Annotated in this window: 19 protein-coding genes; 8 read left to right on the top strand and 11 right to left on the bottom strand. The window is 41.9% G+C overall.

Features of this window, described 5'->3' with window-relative positions; genetic code table 11:
* Positions 1–30 precede the first annotated feature (30 nt).
* Complete coding sequence (locus ACYVIL_RS09695; RefSeq protein ID WP_460312326.1) at positions 31–234, top strand: YheV family putative zinc ribbon protein; 204 nt, start codon at positions 31–33, stop codon at positions 232–234.
* 99 nt (positions 235–333) lie between these two features.
* Here ACYVIL_RS09695 and ACYVIL_RS09700 read toward each other — a convergent pair whose 3' ends face one another.
* Positions 334–549, bottom strand: a complete 216-nt coding sequence (locus tag ACYVIL_RS09700) for a SlyX family protein (protein WP_303474736.1) — start codon at positions 547–549, stop codon at positions 334–336.
* Positions 550–565: 16 nt separating this feature from the next.
* Positions 566–1555 (bottom strand): WD40 repeat domain-containing protein, encoded by a 990-nt coding sequence (locus ACYVIL_RS09705; RefSeq protein ID WP_460312402.1) that lies wholly within the window; start codon positions 1553–1555, stop codon positions 566–568.
* 308 nt (positions 1556–1863) lie between these two features.
* Between ACYVIL_RS09705 and ACYVIL_RS09710 the strand changes: the two genes are divergently transcribed.
* From ACYVIL_RS09710 to ACYVIL_RS09720, 3 genes are all read left to right on the top strand, one after another.
* Complete coding sequence (locus ACYVIL_RS09710) at positions 1864–2595, top strand: FKBP-type peptidyl-prolyl cis-trans isomerase (protein WP_303474734.1); 732 nt, start codon at positions 1864–1866, stop codon at positions 2593–2595.
* A gap of 545 nt (positions 2596–3140) precedes the next feature.
* A complete protein-coding gene (gene greB / locus ACYVIL_RS09715; protein WP_303474733.1) occupies positions 3141–3614 on the top strand; it encodes a transcription elongation factor GreB in 474 nt (157 codons plus the stop codon).
* Between the two features lie 119 nt (positions 3615–3733).
* Positions 3734–6082: a Tex family protein gene (locus ACYVIL_RS09720; protein ID WP_460312327.1), complete on the top strand. Its 2349-nt coding sequence runs from the start codon at positions 3734–3736 to the stop codon at positions 6080–6082.
* 177 nt (positions 6083–6259) lie between these two features.
* Here ACYVIL_RS09720 and ACYVIL_RS09725 read toward each other — a convergent pair whose 3' ends face one another.
* The 3 genes from ACYVIL_RS09725 to bioH are packed head-to-tail and all read right to left on the bottom strand — an operon-like array spanning position 6260 to position 8406.
* Positions 6260–7234 (bottom strand): putative metalloprotease CJM1_0395 family protein, encoded by a 975-nt coding sequence (locus ACYVIL_RS09725; RefSeq protein WP_303474731.1) that lies wholly within the window; start codon positions 7232–7234, stop codon positions 6260–6262.
* 17 nt (positions 7235–7251) lie between these two features.
* Positions 7252–7572: a hypothetical protein gene (locus ACYVIL_RS09730; RefSeq protein WP_303474730.1), complete on the bottom strand. Its 321-nt coding sequence runs from the start codon at positions 7570–7572 to the stop codon at positions 7252–7254.
* A gap of 54 nt (positions 7573–7626) precedes the next feature.
* The gene (bioH, locus tag ACYVIL_RS09735) at positions 7627–8406 is read right to left on the bottom strand and encodes a pimeloyl-ACP methyl ester esterase BioH (RefSeq protein ID WP_460312328.1); all 780 of its coding nucleotides are present in this window, start codon (positions 8404–8406) and stop codon (positions 7627–7629) included.
* 26 nt (positions 8407–8432) lie between these two features.
* Here bioH and ACYVIL_RS09740 point away from each other — a divergent pair, with 26 nt between their 5' ends.
* Positions 8433–9191, top strand: a complete 759-nt coding sequence (locus ACYVIL_RS09740) for a ComF family protein (protein WP_460312329.1) — start codon at positions 8433–8435, stop codon at positions 9189–9191.
* A 1-nt stretch (position 9192) separates the two neighbouring features.
* On the opposite strand, the gene ACYVIL_RS09745 is transcribed toward ACYVIL_RS09740, so the two are convergent.
* A complete protein-coding gene (locus ACYVIL_RS09745) occupies positions 9193–11748 on the bottom strand; it encodes a M14 metallopeptidase family protein (RefSeq protein ID WP_303474727.1) in 2556 nt (851 codons plus the stop codon).
* A gap of 224 nt (positions 11749–11972) precedes the next feature.
* Between ACYVIL_RS09745 and nfuA the strand changes: the two genes are divergently transcribed.
* Entirely contained in the window at positions 11973–12551 is a 579-nt protein-coding gene (gene nfuA, locus ACYVIL_RS09750) for a Fe-S biogenesis protein NfuA (RefSeq protein ID WP_303474726.1), read from the top strand.
* A 254-nt stretch (positions 12552–12805) separates the two neighbouring features.
* Here nfuA and ACYVIL_RS09755 read toward each other — a convergent pair whose 3' ends face one another.
* Positions 12806–14152, bottom strand: coding sequence for an MATE family efflux transporter (locus tag ACYVIL_RS09755; protein ID WP_460312330.1), 1347 nt, complete (start codon positions 14150–14152; stop codon positions 12806–12808).
* On the opposite strand from ACYVIL_RS09755, the gene ACYVIL_RS09760 reads away from it, so the two are divergent.
* Positions 14152–15237 (top strand): polysaccharide deacetylase family protein, encoded by a 1086-nt coding sequence (locus ACYVIL_RS09760; RefSeq protein ID WP_460312331.1) that lies wholly within the window; start codon positions 14152–14154, stop codon positions 15235–15237. The genes ACYVIL_RS09755 and ACYVIL_RS09760 overlap by 1 nt on opposite strands.
* A gap of 56 nt (positions 15238–15293) precedes the next feature.
* Complete coding sequence (locus tag ACYVIL_RS09765) at positions 15294–15761, top strand: GNAT family N-acetyltransferase (RefSeq protein ID WP_460312332.1); 468 nt, start codon at positions 15294–15296, stop codon at positions 15759–15761.
* On the opposite strand, the gene ACYVIL_RS09770 is transcribed toward ACYVIL_RS09765, so the two are convergent.
* Genes ACYVIL_RS09770 through cyoE form a run of 4 tightly spaced genes read right to left on the bottom strand, consistent with a single transcriptional unit; the run spans position 15758 to position 18931 of the window.
* Complete coding sequence (locus ACYVIL_RS09770; RefSeq protein ID WP_460312333.1) at positions 15758–16675, bottom strand: dienelactone hydrolase family protein; 918 nt, start codon at positions 16673–16675, stop codon at positions 15758–15760. The genes ACYVIL_RS09765 and ACYVIL_RS09770 overlap by 4 nt on opposite strands.
* Positions 16676–16729: 54 nt before the next feature.
* The gene (locus tag ACYVIL_RS09775; RefSeq protein ID WP_460312334.1) at positions 16730–17371 is read right to left on the bottom strand and encodes a GNAT family N-acetyltransferase; all 642 of its coding nucleotides are present in this window, start codon (positions 17369–17371) and stop codon (positions 16730–16732) included.
* Positions 17372–17381: 10 nt separating this feature from the next.
* Positions 17382–18020 carry an SCO family protein gene (locus ACYVIL_RS09780; protein WP_460312335.1) on the bottom strand — a complete coding sequence of 213 codons (639 nt, stop codon included), beginning with the start codon at positions 18018–18020 and terminating at the stop codon, positions 17382–17384.
* Positions 18017–18931, bottom strand: a complete 915-nt coding sequence (gene cyoE, locus ACYVIL_RS09785) for a heme o synthase (RefSeq protein WP_303474718.1) — start codon at positions 18929–18931, stop codon at positions 18017–18019. Before cyoE ends, ACYVIL_RS09780 begins: the two co-directional genes overlap by 4 nt.
* Positions 18932–18933: the final 2 nt, after the last annotated feature.

The raw sequence follows: 18933 nt of genomic DNA on the forward strand, positions 1-18933 counted from the left end.
TTAATTAGCCTAATCAAGTAGTAAATATTAATGACTAACAAAACTAAAAAGCGCTTCGTGGCCGGTGCCATATGCCCCAACTGCAAAGCACAAGATACCATAATGCTGTTTTTCGAGAATAATGTTGAAAAGCTAGCCTGTGTAAAATGTGATTACACTGAGTCACAAACAGAGCAACACGTTGACTCCGCTAAACGACAAAATGAAAGTGTTATTGGCGTGTTTAAGCCCTAAAACAGGTTAGCGGAAGTCATCTTTTTCCATGGTTGTTGAATAAACTAGAGTCAATAGCGTTCAACAACCGAAGAATACTCGAACCTTGAGTTGGCAATGTTAATAGTGGGGTGGAGGAGCTTCTTCTGTGGAATCTGCAATATTTGAAGGCTCAATCTGTTTCATCCTCTCGGTCATATGCTTAAGCTGGAAGGCCATTTTGTCGATTTGAATCTGTTGGTCGGCCAATGCTCTGTTTAGTTGTTCAATAGTGTCTTCTTGAAACGCCAACTGCGTCTGCAGGTGCGCTATTTCATTGTGTAAATCGGTACTCATATTTGTACTCATATTCCTATTCGATTGCCCAATACTCGGCAAGTCCGCTGCTACTTTCAGATAATAACTGATTTTTTTGTTCGAAGCTCACCGCATAAACCACCGCACTTTGAGGTTGCGTGCCGTCTTTGGGGGTGACACGCCATTCTTGAATCTCACTGCCCGTAGAAACTGACCAGAGATTTAACGATCTTCCCGGCGAACCCGTGGCTAAATATTTACCATCTTCGGAAAAGGTAGCGGCACTAAAGATTTTTTGCCGTTGTATAAAAGATAACTGACTTATTTCTTGCCCAGTTTGCAGGTCCCATATTTTTGCGCCTCGTTTACTGTCTGCAGTAAACGCATAGCGGCCAGCATCATCTAACGCAACTTTTGTTACACGGCTGGAGTGAGTAAACCGATGGACAACCTGACCACTACGAGTATCCCATAGGTAAGCAACATAGTCATTGCCACCGGTGAGCGCATAGAACCCATTGGGCGATATATCTACACTATTGATTTTCTCTTGATGACCAAGAAACTCCAGTCGGCGCCCTGTACTGGGCTCAAAAAACATTGCTTTGCCATTCCCACGGCCAACTAAAATACCACGCCCATTGTTACTTACAGCTATATCGCGAACACTGGCTTCATCTATTCGCCAAAACCCTTCAGGTTCCCCTGAGGATAAGTTCCAAAGTGCAAAAGCATCTCTATCTGCAGTTACCACATAGCTGCTATCGGCAGCTATGTGCACTATGCCAACAGTGTTGACAACATGACCTTCTCCTTCATGGCTCCATTTGAATTTTTCGGTTTGCGCGACTAAATCCCAAACTAAAACCCCCTGTTGGGCGGTGGAAACTACAGCAATTTTATTATCCACAGAAATATCAGCTGCATAGGCTCCCTCGATGGCATGACGCACCGATTTATCGGGCTCACTAATGGCACCACTGCATCCAGCAAGGATAAAGATTAGCGGGATGCAAGCTTTTCTAAGTAGATTTTGTAAAATCATTCGGTCGGCTGTTTTGTACATACTGTCTATTCAAATTTGTGTATTAGTTCAGTTCGTTTAGTATATACCCAAGTCACCTTAAAATGCGCGTTTGAGAACGATTGGTGAGTTAAATACCAAGCCGTGAACGAGTAAATTCACCTACTCGTTTACAGTTTGTTGCTAGCATGTTTAGACAGATAGATTTAAACTGCCCCGCAAATATATATGAGATTGTTGAGTCTAGGTCCCAACAATGAAAAGACGCATTTGAATGTTTGCTTAAATAAATAAGCAAATTGATTTTTTAGAAATTTTGGAGAAATTGAATGAAAAAGGCAGCTATTGCATTAGTCGTCGCATCTGTTTTCGGCATAACTGCTTGTCAACAAAAAGCCGATCCGTTAAAAGTTGAAGAAGTGAAGTTCACATCTGCTGAAGAAGAGCAAGCTTATGCGTTCGGCGCAAGTGTTGGCGGTTTTGTTGAACAACGTTTGGCCACCCAAGAAAGTATGGGCGTTGAACTAGACAGAGCACTAATTTTGAAAGGCTTTGCTGCTGCTATGCAAGCACAATCTCAATTGGAGCAAGGTGAAATTCAAAAATTGAATGCTGATATTGATAAAGCTATGCAAGCAGGTCAACTGGCATTAGCAGAAAAAAATATCGAGAAAGGAAAGCAGTGGCTAGCTGAGAATGCGAAAAAAGAAAACGTGACTGAAACAGAATCAGGACTTCAATACGAAGTCTTAATTTCTTCAGAAGGTGAAAGCCCTTCAGCTGAAGACACCGTAAAAGTTGATTACCGCGGTACCCTGTTAGACGGCACAGAATTCGATTCTTCATACAGCCGAGGCGAGCCGGCGACTTTCCCACTCAATCGCGTAATCGCAGGTTGGACTGAAGGTGTTCAATTAATGACTGTTGGTTCGAAATATAAATTTTATATTCCGTCAGAGCTTGCTTACGGCGAACGCGCTACAGGTAAAATCACGCCAAACTCAACACTAATTTTTGAAGTTGAACTTTTAGACATCTTAAATAAAGAAGCTGTTGAATAGATCGCTATTTTTTAAATAAGTAAGTCAATAAAAAGCCGGAAGTCAAAACGACTCCCGGCTTTATTTTTTATCAGCATTTTCCTTGCTGAACCTAATTCCACGATTTTTATTGGTCTTTCTAATCGACCTTAAGGCCCAAATTTAATTCGGGTTTAAATTTTAAATTGTACTACCTAATTGTAATGAAGGTGCAACACGATAAGTGTTCAACACCGACAGTTTTTACCGATAGGCCTCCTTTAAAAAGTCACCTTCGATTAATTTACGTTATATAATAAAACCCTGTAACATGCTCGGTAGGAAAGTCAGCTACAGCGTACGTTAAAACGACATTTTAGTTATCTACTTTAAGCTTCAGGACGTCGTTTAACTATCTTTAATATTAGCCTAAAATGTCGTTTTTGGCTGCTAAATATAATCGTTTTTTTGGAACATTTTTGACTAATAAAACATCAGTTATAATTTATAGTTAGGTTACTAAATAGCCGTCGACAACTAAGTCTTTGAATACAAAACAGTGTTTAACAAATAAAGAGGTTTTTCGATTGAGAACCCCGTTAATAACCCGCAAGGGATATCAAAAATTACAGAATGAACGCGACCACCTTTGGCGCGTTGATCGTCCCGAAACAACGAAAAAGGTCACTTGGGCCGCTAGTTTAGGCGACCGCAGTGAAAACGCAGACTATCAGTATAATAAGAAGCGTCTGCGTGAGATTGACAGACGCATTCGATATCTAACCAAGAGTCTCGAAAATTTAAAAGTTGTCGACTACTCCCCACAGCAAGAAGGCAAAGTGTTTTTCGGTGCTTGGGTGGAAATAGAAAACGACGACGAAAAAACCTTAAAACTGCAAATCGTCGGCTATGATGAAATATTCGACCGTAAAGATTGTATTTCCATCGACTCTCCCATGGCTCGCGCCTTATTAAAAAAGGAAGTTGATGAAGAAGCGACCGTACGAACCGAGGCTGGCGAGTTCAATTGGTTAATAAAAAGCATCGAATATGAAAAATAACCGCTATTAGGTGTTTTTTATCATCTGTCGCACTGGTAAAGTTGCGGCTGTTTATTTCTGGGCTCTTAGAAGCCCATTTTTAGTTTTTCAAGGCAAATATGCCTTATCAAGGGTCTTGTATGATCATCGAAAAAATTGCTAGCGAGCTTAACGTCGAGCAGAAACAAGTTAATGCGGCTGTTGAACTATTAGACGGCGGCGCCACAGTACCATTTATCGCGCGTTACAGAAAAGAAGCCACTTTTGGCTTAGATGATGCGCAATTAAGAACTTTAGAACAGCGCTTAGGCTACTTACGTGAAATGCAGGAGCGTAAAGTAGTGATTCTGAAATCCATTGATGAGCAGGGCAAACTCACCCCAGAGTTGAGTCATAAGATTCAGGCATCTGAGAATAAAACCGAATTGGAAGATCTATATTTACCCTTTAAGCCCAAACGACGCACCAAAGGACAAATCGCAATAGAGGCCGGTCTTGAGCCACTAGCAGACACGCTGTTTGCAAATCAACAATTAGATCCTCAGGAAGAAGGCGAAAAGTTTGTTAATCCAGAAGCAGGTGTTGCAGATGCAAAAGCTGCTCTAGACGGCGCTAAATATATTTTAATGGAACGTTTCTCTGAAGATGCGGCCTTGTTGCAAAAAGTTCGTCGTTATTTGCAGCAAAATGCTCATATCAGAAGTACCGTGGTCAACGGTAAAGAAAAAGAAGCAGCCAAATATTCAGATTATTTCGCCCACAGTGAAAAAATCAATAAAGTGCCCTCTCACCGCGCCTTGGCCATGTTTCGTGGGCGCAATGAAGGACTACTTCAAGTTAACCTTGATGCCGATCCACAACGAGAAGAAAACGATCGTAGTGCCTATTGTGAGAGCATCATTCGCGACCATCTAGATTTACAATTTAGTGGGCAACCTGCTGATGCGTGGTTAACCACGGTAGTGCAGTGGACTTGGAAAGTAAAAATCCAACTGCATATGGAATCAGAACTGTTTGGAGCAATCAGAGAGCAAGCCGAAGAAGAAGCGATTGGCGTATTTGCTCGCAACTTAAATGACTTGCTAATGGCCGCTCCTGCAGGAGCAAAAGTTACCATGGGACTAGACCCTGGTTTAAGAACTGGCGTAAAAGTAGCAGTAGTAGACACCACCGGTAAAGTGGTTGCGACCAACACAATTTTCCCTCACGTACCACAAAATCAGTGGGACAAATCACTGCGCACATTAGCCAATTTGTGTAAGCAACACAAGGTTCAACTAATCAGCATTGGCAATGGCACAGGCTCGAGAGAAACAGACAAACTCGTGGCAGAGTTAATTAAATCTGCGCCTGAATTAAACCTGCGTAAAATTGTCGTCAGTGAAGCAGGTGCATCGGTATATTCTGCATCAGAACTAGCTTCTCAAGAGCTGCCAGGAATGGACGTATCTTTGCGCGGGGCAGTGTCCATCGCTCGCAGATTACAAGATCCCCTTGCTGAGCTTGTAAAAATCGAACCTAAAGCCATTGGCGTTGGTCAATATCAGCACGATGTAAGCCAAAGTAACCTTGGCAAATCCCTAGAGCATGTTATTGAAGATTGTGTGAACGCGGTGGGTGTGGATGTAAATACTGCCTCACCTGCATTGCTATCCCATGTATCAGGGTTGAATCGCACGCTAGCGCAAAACATTGTTATGTTTCGCGACCAGCATGGAGCCTTTAACCAACGCAAAGATTTACTCAAAGTAGAAAGGTTAGGTCCAAAGGCTTATGAACAAGCTGCTGGTTTCTTACGCATCGTGAATGGTAGCAATCCCCTTGATGCCTCAGCAGTCCACCCAGAAGCTTACCCTGTGGTTAATGACATCGTTGATAAAACCGCCTGTGCCGTCAACGATCTGATTGGCAATAAAGATATTTTAAAAACCTTATCTCCTGAAACCTATACCAATGATAACTTTGGTTTACCCACTGTAACCGATATTATCGCGGAATTAGAAAAACCTGGACGTGATCCTCGACCAGAGTTTAAAACCGCGGCTTTCAAAGAAGGCGTCGAAAAAATATCTGATTTGAAAGAAGGCATGATTCTAGAGGGTGTGGTTAGTAATGTAGCCAACTTTGGGGCCTTTGTGGATGTGGGAGTTCATCAAGACGGTTTGGTGCATATTTCTGCAATGACCAATAAGTTTATTTCTGACCCCAGAGAAGTCGTAAAAGCAGGTGACATAGTCAAAGTTAAAGTCATTGAAGTGGATGAACAGCGCAAACGAATCGCGTTTACTATGAAATTAGATGACAACTCGGCTAAGCCTCACAGACCGAGAGAAAATTCATCGAGAACTGACAACAGAAGTAGCAATAAAAGTCCTCGTCCGGCTAAAAGTCAAGGTCGAGATAATACCCGCAAGCAACCATCTGCACCAGGCAATGCGGCTATGGGGAATGCATTTGCAGATGCATTTGCAAAAGCAAAACAGAAGTAAAAACGACCATCCTCATTGGGAAGTTGTCAATATCCCCACGGACAAGGTTATGCTTGTTTGTGAGGATGTTGGCACCAAAGCCGACTAACAGCTAATAGTGAATCATTAACAATCAATAAGGTTGATTGCTAAATTTAAAGGGAGAAAATAAAAGTAACCACTTACTTCAAGTGGACTTTAGGCACTGAGTTGTAATTGTGAAGAGCGAGGTTCAGATACTTTTTGATAGAAATTTTCAATCACGGATACTCGCTGTAAGATTCCGCCATCACGATTTTCAAGGCGCTCGCGGTTTTGCTCAAGACTGGCAATATCCGCACCTCGATCTAACGAGCGAGTCGGAGGCTCGGCAGCAAACCCGTCGACAATTTCATCTAAATCGGGAACATTGGCGGTAAGGGGCGATTCCGTTGACTCTTCAACAGATGAGCTATACGAATCACTAAATTGTTGCTCGATATTATTAGTAATAGCTTGTTTAGCACTTTCCGCTTTTTCCTTAGCGATATCAGAACGCGCTTCTGTTGCTATTTTAGTGGCTTCACTTGCAACCCGTAAATCTTGTGATGAAGGATCTGCTGGCGCAAGAGCTGCAGCCCTTACCTGCTGCATTTTACGAATAGTTTCTTCAGGAGTTTCCTCCTCCGAAATGTCGATAGACACTTCGCCACTAACAGCATACTGATTACCATCAGGCCCGTTTTCATATTCATAAGTGGGCGACGCAGCGTACTGTCCGCCTACGGCAGCGTGGGCTTGTTCATGTGACCGAACTTCGGCATCACGCTCTTTTAATTCCTCAATTTCTTGCTGATCGGCTAGTTGTTGCTGCTGCTGTTTACTTTCCGCGTCTTCTTTGCCAGCACTAGGATCTTCAGCATTATCTTTATCTGCTAAATTTTCTTGTGTCGCACCGCTTTGAGTTTGACTGTTCTGTTGAGCTTGAGGTCGCTCATAGGTCACCTGAACTTGTTGACTAGGGGTTTTTACACGATCTGACTCCGAGCCTAAGCCACTCTCAGCTGCAGAATTTTCAGCATTGCTGGTCTGTGGGATCGTTTCCCGCTGTTGATTATCCCTACGAGCAGCGTCAGTGCTGACATTATTCGTTGGAAATAATATGGCGGTTGGGGTGGGAGTGACAATATTCATGCTAAAAGCTCGATATCCTAAGCCAGCTCATCAATGATACGACCGACAGTATCATTAGCCACTTCCAATACTTTGCCAGATGCTAACGCATTACGACTGTTAATTTGCAAAGAAAGTAAATTATCAGTTAAAGAATCACCGCCACTAGGTAGTAGCTGACTAACCTGACCTAACTGTTGGGTTGCAGCATTGGCTAATAGATCTTGAGTCGTCTGACCCTGACTATTATTCTGCGCAATCGATATCGAGGCTTCTGTAATGCCCTGCTGCGCACGATTCAACCCAAGCGTTCCAGATATGATCGCTGAATTTACATTATTTGTTACATCAAATGCCATAGATAACCCCCATTACCTGTGCAAATTATAGCCTATTTAGATTAAATTGGAAACTTAGGGAGTGATGTTTAAACACTTGTATAAAATCTGCATAAATTCCTCTGAATGGGAAATGAAAGGGGCATGGGAAGCGTGGGCAAAAACATGCGACAAATTAGAGGGTTGAATACTCTCGATTAACGGGATCACTTTTGCTGGAACTAAACTATCTAAGCGACCATACAAGCGAAACGTAGGGCAGTTTATTGCACTTAATTGCGAGCGCAAATCGGCATTAGCCAAAATATTCAGTCCGGCCCTCAATGCGATATCGTCTGGAATGGGGTAATGCTGGATGTGAGATTTGATTAACTTAATGTCTTGTTTAGCAGACTCGCTACCGATGGCTTGAATTGCCATAAAACGATCCAGAGTTTTACTGAAGTCTTTTTCCAGTTGTTGAGTAAATACTTGTAAAACATTCGCTTTTATTCCTGGCCAGTCTTCAGATTCCGAAAACTTAGGAGAGCTTGCGACTAACACCAAGCTTTCAACCTTATCAGGATGACTAATGGCAAGTTGTTGGGCAACTAACCCACCAAGCGACCAACCTAGAAAACTAGACTTGTCGGGAATACAGTCTGCAACCATACTGCTAATAGAATCTAGGTCGTAATGTGCGGGCAAGACATCAGCATTGCGTCCAAAACCTGGCAAATCCAACAATGTTATCCGAAAGGACTGTTCCAAAATATGACTAATAGGTTCCCAAACACCGCTATTGAGCCCCCAACCATGTAAAAGCACCAAATTAGGACCTTGTCCTCGTGTTTCAAAAAATAAGGGATTACTCATTGGATTCTCATTATATAAGGTATGTTATGGGACTAGATTTTTTTCAAATTGCATCTATCAATATTAGCAAAGGCCGTAATTTTAGTAAAAAACTCGCAACTTGGTTGGAACTAAACCAGCATTGCCTTTTGTGCCACCAATCTAGTGGTTATTTAATTTGCAGCTACTGCGAGGGGGATATCAGCTACTTTGATCATCAAAAATACGACAATAATTTGCTCAATAATGTAGCCGTATATCTGGGATTAAGTGCAATAAATTTTGACAGTTTAACGGCACTTGCCGAATACCAATGGCCACTGTCACAGTTGATCACTCGACTAAAATTTAATAGCAAAAGCATCCACGCTAGGGGTTTAGCACAATTGTTTTGTAGTCACGCGCTTGCCACAAAAACACAGTTGCCACAGGCCATTATCCCAATTCCGCTGCACAGTTCAAGATTAGCCCAACGCAAGTATAATCAAGCCGCTATTATCGCATTGGAAATAGCCAAAGAAGCGGATATTTTGTGTTTAACCGATACCCTATCGCGAACCAAAAATACCTCAGCACAAACCGAATTAACTGCCCATCAACGACAACTCAACACCCAAGGTGCGTTCGCAATAAACTCGCCTTTACCGCAACCTTTAACTCATATTGCATTGTTTGACGATGTAGTGACGACTGGAGCAACCATGAGTTCAGCCGTCGAGGTGTTGCGTAGGGAGTATCCCGAAATGCAAATTGACGCTTGGACAATTTGCATTACACCGAAAAAGAATCAAACTAACTCAGCCTAAATTAGTCGATAAATTGAGACATAAATATGGCGTTACCCATTAGCCTGCTGGTTCCGTACCAAACACCGCGGAAGTTAGGGTTGTTTACAAAGCCAATCACACGGCCCTTACCAAATCGGTGAGCCACTATGGCTGCAGAGTCAGAGATAAGATCTTGCATCTCATCGGAGGCAAAACCGGCCATTAGCGGCTTTTCAACATACTTGGCTGGAGTAATAAATGGTTGTTCTGGCATCAATAGCACTTCTGTGGTGTTGCGAAACACCGGTAACAAAGAACGGTTATATCCGAATCCTAATGGATGACTGATATCTAATCTAGTTTCAAACACCGCTCCAGCAATGCGTTGCTTAGCTGCAAACGCCTCTCGATCAGCAAAACTGAGATTTTTGGCATTAAATGCGTCCTGAATTTCAGACCTTTTCATAAAGGTGGCTTTTAACCAGCCATTATCACTTAAAAATTTGGTACCACTTTGCTGACCAATTAATACACCGCCATTATCAACCCATTCAGCCACTTTTTCGATAACGACTTCGGACAGATTTTTGTATCTTCCACTGACCCAAATCATATGGGTATAGGCTGATAAATCGACCCCAGATAAGCGATCCATGTCAACCATTGACACTGGCATGCCAACCCTAGTATCTAAGTAATGCCAAGTTTCACCGGCTTCGTATTGATTGACTCCTAAGCCACCAACTATCATCACTTTAGGGAGCGTTATGGGAGCCATTTTAGCGCTGCCTAAATCAATACCTTGTCCAGTTAGTCCGCTTTCAATCGACCAAACCGGGATATTCATTTCGGTGGATAAGGATTGAATTTTCGAAAACATATCATCAGGTTGATCTAGCCCAACAGGAATGACTATAGAGCCCGATGAAAAACTAATAGTGCCACTGCTAGTTTTCGCTGAAAACGCGGTTTCAGCAGCTCTTACTTGAATACCACTTTGTAATAACCGTTGCAGCAATTTAGGTGCTTTGAAGTCTTCCCAACTAAAGCCATACGCATAAGCTTCAGGATTTAACTTAGGTAACTTCGCCACTTTCAATTCTGCTTGCTTGTCAGAATATGAGATTTTCCGGAAATCTCCTTTGTCTACTTCTGTGTATTGCAAATTAAATGCTAATGGCAAGTTCCAATTAGAAACATCGTAAAAGGTATTGTCGTCAAACCGCTTGCGAGTCGAAAATATCGACTTCACTAAACGATACCGAGACTGGTTAGTAGGAACAAAAATGCTATCTACTGAATTGTATGTAACATCATCTATTTTAACGTTCTTATTTAACGAATAATGCTCAATTTTATGTTGCTGTAGAATTTTCTTTAACTCATTGAATCGACTTTTATCATGACTTTCACTAAGCAAATAGCCTTTCACTCGATCATCTTTTATCAGCTCATTAGTGTGTTGATTAAAATTAGATTGATAGTCAACAAGGGCTTGTTTGTTTGCCAGCGCACCTTTGAAGGTTGATAAAGAAGTAGTGACTTGATTTTGAATCGTTTCAGAAAAGGTTAGCTGTCCATTATCGGTGTCTCGCAAATGGCCACGACTACTGGCTTGTTCGAACAATATGCCAATGGTGCCTAAACCATCGGGATAAGTAGAGCCTTTACCATAGTAGAAGTCGTCATAAGCCTCCTGAGTAAAGTACAGCTGTTTAGTATCATCCAAGGCGGCAGCGTGAAAGTTCGCAAGAGCCTCTGTGAGTTGCACATTTTGCTCTGGTGTCCAGGGGTTTTTGCGTGATGAAATACCTGGCTGAAAAAAGAACGTACTGTTGGAGCCCATTTCATGAAAGTCGGTTAATACATGGGGACGCCACTGCTGAAACTGCTTAATGCGAGCTCGAGACTCAGGATGAGTTAATAGTAACCAATCACGGTTCAGGTCAAACCAATAGTGATTTACCCTGCCTCTAGGCCAACGTTGATTTAATTCTCTACTATTAGGATCTGCAACCAAGTTTTGACTTTTATGCATATTCGCCCAATGTGCAAAGCGTGCTAAACCGTCTGGATTAAGGGCAGGATCCAACAATACAATGTTGTTTTCCAATAGTTTATCTACTTCAGGCCCTTGCGCTGCGGCTAAATAATAAGCCACGAGTAAGGACGCATTTGCCCCTGAAGATTCGTCACCATGAACACTGTAGCCCATCCACAATATCAAGGGATCTGTGTCATTTGACTTGGCCCCTTGTTCAATAACCTGCAAGTGACGTTTCTGAATGCTTTTAATGTTTTTTTGGTTATCAGCAGAGGTGATAGTCATCAACAGAAGACGACGATTCTCGTAGGTTCTGCCGGTTTCAGTTAAGCTAACTCTATCCGAGGATTCCGCCAATATTTCCATATAACGAACGATTTGATCATGGCGAGCATGCCATGTCCCCACGGGAGAACCTAGTACTTCTTCAGGCTTCGGAATACTTGTGTCATAGCTCACTGTTTTAGGAAGGTAATCTAAGTCAGATAAGGCGGAAGCAGAAAAGGATAAACATAAAAAAAGTACGGTGGCGCATAAACGCTTTAAATTCATATAAAACTCTTTAAAGTAGATTTTAATTATTATTTTGACTAACGCTTAAGGACTAAAGCCATCTGGCCTTCAACGACTGGGGCAGTTCCTTTTTATTTTGTGTATATTATGCATCAATTCTTTGTTAGTTAAAAATTTCATATACAGAATCACATTACTTGAGTGTTTTACTCAAGTATTTCTGCTAAACTAGCGCTCTAATTTGAAAAGATCAGGAATGATTGATGATTAATATTTCTGAAAGTGCCCAAGCGCACTTTACTAAATTGCTTGAAAAACAAGAGCCCGGCTCAAACATTCGTGTCTTTGTGGTTAATCCTGGTACACCAAGTGCTGAGTGTGGCGTGTCTTATTGTCCACCAGATGCCGTCGAAAAAACCGATGTCTTACTGACATTTAATGGTTTTGACGCTGTTGTCGACCAAGAAAGTGCCCCCTTTTTAGAAGAAGCGGAGATTGACTTCGTTACCGACCAAATGGGTTCACAACTTACCTTGAAAGCGCCAAATGCTAAAGCCCGCAAAGTAGACAGTGATGCGCCACTCGCGGAACGCATTAGTTACATGATTGAAGCGGAGATAAACCCACAACTAGCCAGTCATGGCGGCAAAGTCATGTTAATGGAAATCACTGACAATGGTGAGGCAATATTACAATTTGGCGGTGGTTGTAATGGTTGTTCAATGGTGGATGTAACCTTAAAAGATGGTATTGAAAAACAAATGTTAGAAGCCTTTGCTGGTGAAATAACGGCTGTTAAAGATGCCACTGAGCATACCGCTGGTGAGCACTCTTATTATTAGCCTGAACACGTCCTATTTTTAACATTCGATCATGTTTAAAAACTGGCTGTATAAAATGGGGAGCAATCCCCATAAAAGTTGGGCCGATTTTAAAATCGGCCTCGCTATTTTTATGGCTGGGGTGATATCCATTTTCGCAGGTTTAAAGCTATGGATTTGGTTGCAAATTCCGGGAGTTTTAATGTTAGCCTTAGGGTTATTTTTCGCTGCAAAAGGGTATTTAGGTATATTTGCAAATCGATTTTCACAAACCCTTAATCGGTTTGAACAGGCCAGCGGTAAAGCCAAAGGAAATACCCCGAAAGACTGATCCCTCTGGCCCCCAAAAATGCTAACAAGGCTATCCACAAGGCTAAATTACCCATATCTTGGTAAAACCACCAAACCGGAAAATACACCAACACCGCACTTATCAACATACTATCGCGCATCGCATTAGCCCGTGTTAAGCCTACAAAAACACCATCCATTAGAAAACACCAATGTGCCACTATGGGTAGTAACCAGATAATAGGTAAAAACTCAGCAGCAGCCTCTTGCAAGGTCGGTAAATCTGTCAACAAAGCGATGATATTGTTACCCCAAAGCACAAAAACTAAGGTATAGACCACAGCAAAAGCGCTGGACCAAATAAGCCCTAACGCAACATTTGCTTTTAATGAGCGCTGATTAGATGCCCCCTTGGCCTCTCCGACTCTGGCTTCAACTGCAAATGCAACCGCATCTAAACCCAACGCAATAAGCACAAAAAACTGCATTAATAAGGCATTTATTGCCGCTGCTTGTACCCCTAAACGGATACCTTGAAAGGTCATGAATACCAAACAGGCTTGCAACGCTAAATTGCGGATCAACATGGCGCTATTTAAGCGAGTTAAGATGGCCAAGCTTTCGACCTTGAGCCATTCTCGTTGCGGTAAAATACCTTGTCCTTTAAAGACAAAGAACAATCCCACTAAGGTAATGCAATATTCAGCGATAACAGTGGCAGCAGCCACACCGGCAACCTGCCAGTCAAAAACAAACACAAAGAGTAGATTCAGAACTATATTCAACAAGTTGGCAAAAACTTGGCTGTACATCACTAATTTATTTCGTTGTTGACCGAGTAACCAACCAATGAGTGCCAAATTAGCCAAGGCTGCAGGAGCTCCCCACACACGAACATTAAAGTATTCGACAATCACTTGAGAAACCAATTCATTTGCTTCTGAAAAGTGTAGTCCCACAGCCAAAATAGGCTGCTGAAATAACAACAGTAAAACTGCAATTATGCCCGCACTAAACATACTCTGATAAAATACCTTAAAGCTCGCTTGAGTCGACTTTTGTCCTTTTGCTTGGGCACTTAGCCCTGTAGCAGACATGCGAATAAACCCGCAAATCCAGTAAATTTGAGTTAGTATTAGAGTGGCAACTGACGCACCGGCTAAAATATGGCTACCTTCCATGTGCCCGAGTACAGCAATATCAACAAATCCCATTAAAGGCGCAGTAATATTTGCCAATAACATTGGAAAAATTAACGCAATCATTTCTAGATGGGCGTTTTTTTGCCAGAATAAGGGTTTTGATGCGGTTGAAGTAGGAAGCTCAGGCAATGATGAAATCCAAAATGAGTGACACAAGTAAAGTTAAGTATTATTCCATTTTTTTAATGCTTGGCGGCTTTTTATTTCTAGTCGTTAGCAAAATAGCTTATGCAAATCCTCAGCATGGTGTGGTATTGCTATATCACCATGTGAGTGAGGATACGCCAGCAAGTACTTCTATTAGTCCCGACAAGTTCGAAGAACATATGGCGTACTTGAAACAAAATCATAAGGTTGTTCCATTACAAAGATTAATCGAGAATATTCAAAACGATCAACCTTTACCTGAAAACAGTGTTGCTATCACCTTCGATGACGGCTATCGAAACATAGCTGAAAATGCACATCCAATTCTACTCAAATATGATTTCCCATACACTATCTTTATTAGTCCTGATTTAATTGGCAAACAAAAACATCAACTCAATTGGTCTGAAATAACAGAACTCAGTCAACAAGGAGTCACTTTCGCTAACCACACGAGTATTCACAAACATTTGCTTTTGGATAATGATCAGGAGGGGTGGTTGGCTAATACCATTGAAGACATCGAACATGCTGAGCAAAGTATTAAGCAGCATACTGGCTTCAACTTAAAGTACCTTGCCTATCCTTATGGCGAATACAATCAAGCCCTTAGTCAAGCGCTACTGGATAGAGGTTTCATAGGGTTTGGGCAACAATCTGGAGCTATCTCTAAAAATAGTGATTTCGGCGCATTACCACGTTTCCCCGCTGCGGGCATATACGCCAACCTAAACACCCTAAAAGTAAAAATGAACACCTTAGATATGCCGATAATCAGCAAAAGTATAGCAGAGCCACAACTAAGCCTTGCCGAACGAACACCGTCTCAAACCATTAAGGTTGAATTAGATGACATGCATAAAAATCAACTATCGTGTTTTTTCGCCGGACAACCAATCGATTTGAGTTGGGAAGATAATGCTTTTACTTATCACATTCAAACTAAACTCCCCAAGGGACGTTCAAGAATAAATTGCACGGCGCCGAGTATCGCATATGCGGGTAAGTACTACTGGTTTTCGCAACCTTGGTTTGTACCTGATGAAAACGGCAACTGGCTGGATTAAAAGCGCTTTTTATTTAATAAAGATAAAGTAATGGAGATGGTGAAAGGAAACTGTTTATGAAAATAACCAAAGAGCAGCCAATTTCTGAGCAAGTCATTGCGCTTTTAAAAGCCCATCATCAAGAAATGTTCGAACATTCCCCACCAGAGAGTGTGCACGCATTAGATGAGTCTAAATTTAATGCAGACGACATCACTTTCTGGGGGTTATGGCAAAAAGATAAATTGGCGGGATGTGGCGCCCTTAAAGCGCTTTCAGATAAACATGGTGAGATAAAGTCTATGCGCACCTCGAACCAGTTTCTGCGTCAAGGGGTGGCAGCCAAGATGCTTGCTCACCTAATCAGCGAGGCGAAACAACGGGGCTATCATCGCCTTAGTTTAGAAACTGGAAGCATGGCGTTTTTTGCGCCAGCTAGAGCCTTATATGCGAAACATGGGTTTATACAATGTCCACCTTTTGCAGACTATGAAGAAGACCCCCATAGCGTTTGCATGACCTTAGATATTCCCAGTAACGACTAAAATATCGGTTTGCTGGTATTTGCGTTTTGCGCCAGATGGGTTGCAAAAAAACTTAGTGTGCGTTGCCAAGCCAGTTCCGCCGCAGGTTGATCATAACGACTGGTAGAATCATTATGAAACCCATGGTTCACATCTTGGTAAGTATGGGCAACATAATTTGCGTTATTTGATTCTAAAACCTTTTTATATTCTGGCCAGGTAGCATTTACGCGCTTATCTAACCCCGCAAAATGCAGTAACAGTGGCCCTTTTACATTATTAACAACATCCTCTTTTCCAGGCGTTCCATAAAATGGCACAGCAGCGTTAATCACCTTGGGTAGGGTGGCAGCCAGCATATTACTGATATAGCCACCAAAACAAAATCCGACAACGCCCAGCTTTCCGTTGCCTTTTTCATGGGATTTAAGCATTAATGCGGCAGCTTTAAAGTCTTCCTCGATTTTGACTCTGTCCATTGAACGTTGCATTTTACGCCCATCATCATCGTTACCTGGATAGCCACCTAAGGGGAACAACGCATCAGGTGCAAAGGCGATATAACCTGCTTTAGCGAGGCGACGAGCCACATCTTTAATGTAGGGATTAAGGCCACGATTTTCATGCACCACCAGTACAGCGCCAAGATTCTCGTTCTGTGCTTTAGGAAGCACTAAATATCCACGTCCTTTGCCATGGCCTTTGGGAGAGTCGAATTCTAAGTAAGATGCTGTTATCTCGGGATCATTAAACGAAACTTGCTCCGCTTTAGCATAATTAGGGGTCAAGGAAGCCGCAATTGTAGAGATTGCCAAGCCGCTGATGGCTAAACTAGATAGTCGCGTGATAAAGGTACGTCTGTCTATATCACCATGGGCGTATTCGTCATACCAATCAAAGGCTTGCTGGGGAATTTTAACCGTTTTATCACTCATCACATCGACCTCTTTTGTTGGTTGTTTAAAAAATTGAATAAAGCTTCTGTAACCTTACACTAAACTTTTTTGCATGTGAATGTGGGGTAAGAAACCCATTTTTTTCGCTTCTTTGCTTGGTTGAGACTTAGATTTTTCCTTAAAGCCAAATTTAATATAAGCCTGAATTGCAATATCATTGTCTTCCATCACATCTAATACAAGGGTTGATTTGCCTAAGTTTATAGCCACTTCTTGGCAGTAATTTAGCAAATTAGTCGCCACTCTCTCCCTGCGCTTTGAGGGTTCAACAGCCAAATGACCAATACTTAACTCATTGCTGGATGGTGCTCTTACCAAAGTCGATAAACCTTCACTGTTTTTTAGGATAGAAGCGGTTTCTGCAACACCAAAATGGGTCATTAAACTGGCTAAAGTCTGTTGTTTAAACAAATCGCTCATTGGTGCTTGCCAGTAACTGACGCAGCCACATATAACATCCTGTTTAAATGCCACTATTTGATTTAGGTAACCAAATTGCCCATCGGGAATTTGTAGAGCTGTTTCTAGAAAATCTACACAGATTTTTTGTTTTTGTTGCAGGGTTAAAGCCGTTTGATGACTAGTGAGTAAGCTTACTAAGTTGTCCGGACCAGACAAAAATAGCAACTGCGCCAGAGAGCGATAGTCACTTTGTTTTGCTCGGGTAATGAACATCTTATTGGAATTACATTGAAACGACGATAGGCATATCTTCGACTATTTGTGAGCCTTCACTCACAGGTATGGAGCCAGGTTCAAGTGTTGGTTTGAAACGCCCAACTACCTCGCCTTTTGGGTTAATCAAGGTGATGGAGGCACTATGATCCACCAAATAATTGGGATCATCCGTGTTATCGCTCATGGCGTACATCATGCCCATTGATCTAACCAATGGAAACAACTGTTTATGTTCGCCAGAAGTGGCCCAAAAATCAGAATTAAAAAAGTTTATATATTCTTTTAAACGCGCTGCGGTATCCCGTTTTGGATCAACAGATAAGAACCAAATCTTGATTGGGTAATCACTATTAATCGCCTGCAACTGAGGATAAATACCTTTGAGCTCAGCTAAAGTAGTAGGGCAAATATCAGGACAAAATGTATAACCAACGAAAGCTAACGTCCAATAACCTTCAAGCTGTTGATTGCTAAATAGATCATCATTTTGATCATAAAGCTCAAACTCTGGTAACGCCCGTGCTGCCGGGTACTTTTGCAGATACTTAACCTCAGCAACATCAGGTGGCGCAATTACTATCGAAAAATACAAGCCTGCTACTAATGCAACAATAGCGACTATGCCAATTAATAAGTTTTGTTTCATAGGGTGAATTTTAAATAATGGTCAACGAGTAATACAACAAAGAGTACCATCAAGTGCACGATTGAAAAACCAAAGGTTTTCATCGCTGTGTTTTCGTTAGCTGCATATTTTAATTTCCACGCGTAATACATAAAGCCAACATTCAATAAACCTGAACCTAATAAATAGATAACCCCAGACATTCCGGTTAAATAGGGCAACAAACACACAATAGTAAGTAATAAGGTATAAAGTAAAACTGAGGTTTTGGTAAATTCCACTCCATGAGTCACAGGTAACATGGGAATTTCAGCTTTCGCATAATCTTTCACTCGATGAATAGCTAACGCCCAGAAATGAGGAGGGGTCCAAGTAAAAACTATAAGCACCAAAAGCAATGCATGGGAATGAATTTCACCAGTAACCGCCGTCCACCCTAGCAAAGGAGGAGCGGCTCCGGCTAAACCGCCAATGACGATATTTTGCGGAGTAGCTCGCTTCAAAAACATGGTATAAACACCAGCATATCCAACTAAGCTGGCCAAAGTTAATAGTGCAGTTAGGCGGTTAACCCAAAGTTCCAGACATATATAACCTGCAACTCCCAACACAAAAGCAAAGATAGTGGCGCGCAATGGACTTATTTTGCCTTTCGTCACTGGACGATTAAAGGTCCTGGCCATTTTGCTATCGATATTCCGATCGACCACATGATTAATCACCGCCGCAGAAGACGACAATAAACCAATGCCCCCTAAGCCAGCAATTAATACCTGCCAACTCACCCATGTCTCAGTGGCTAGGCACATTCCAACTAACGCGGTCAGTAACAACAGCATCACTACTTTGGGTTTAGTTAATTCATAGTAGTCACGCCAATTAGCGACTTGCGAAGATGATTTTGCATAGTTTGCTTGCAGCGTTTTATTCACGT

It is taken from the genome of Aliiglaciecola aliphaticivorans, from assembly GCF_054782055.1.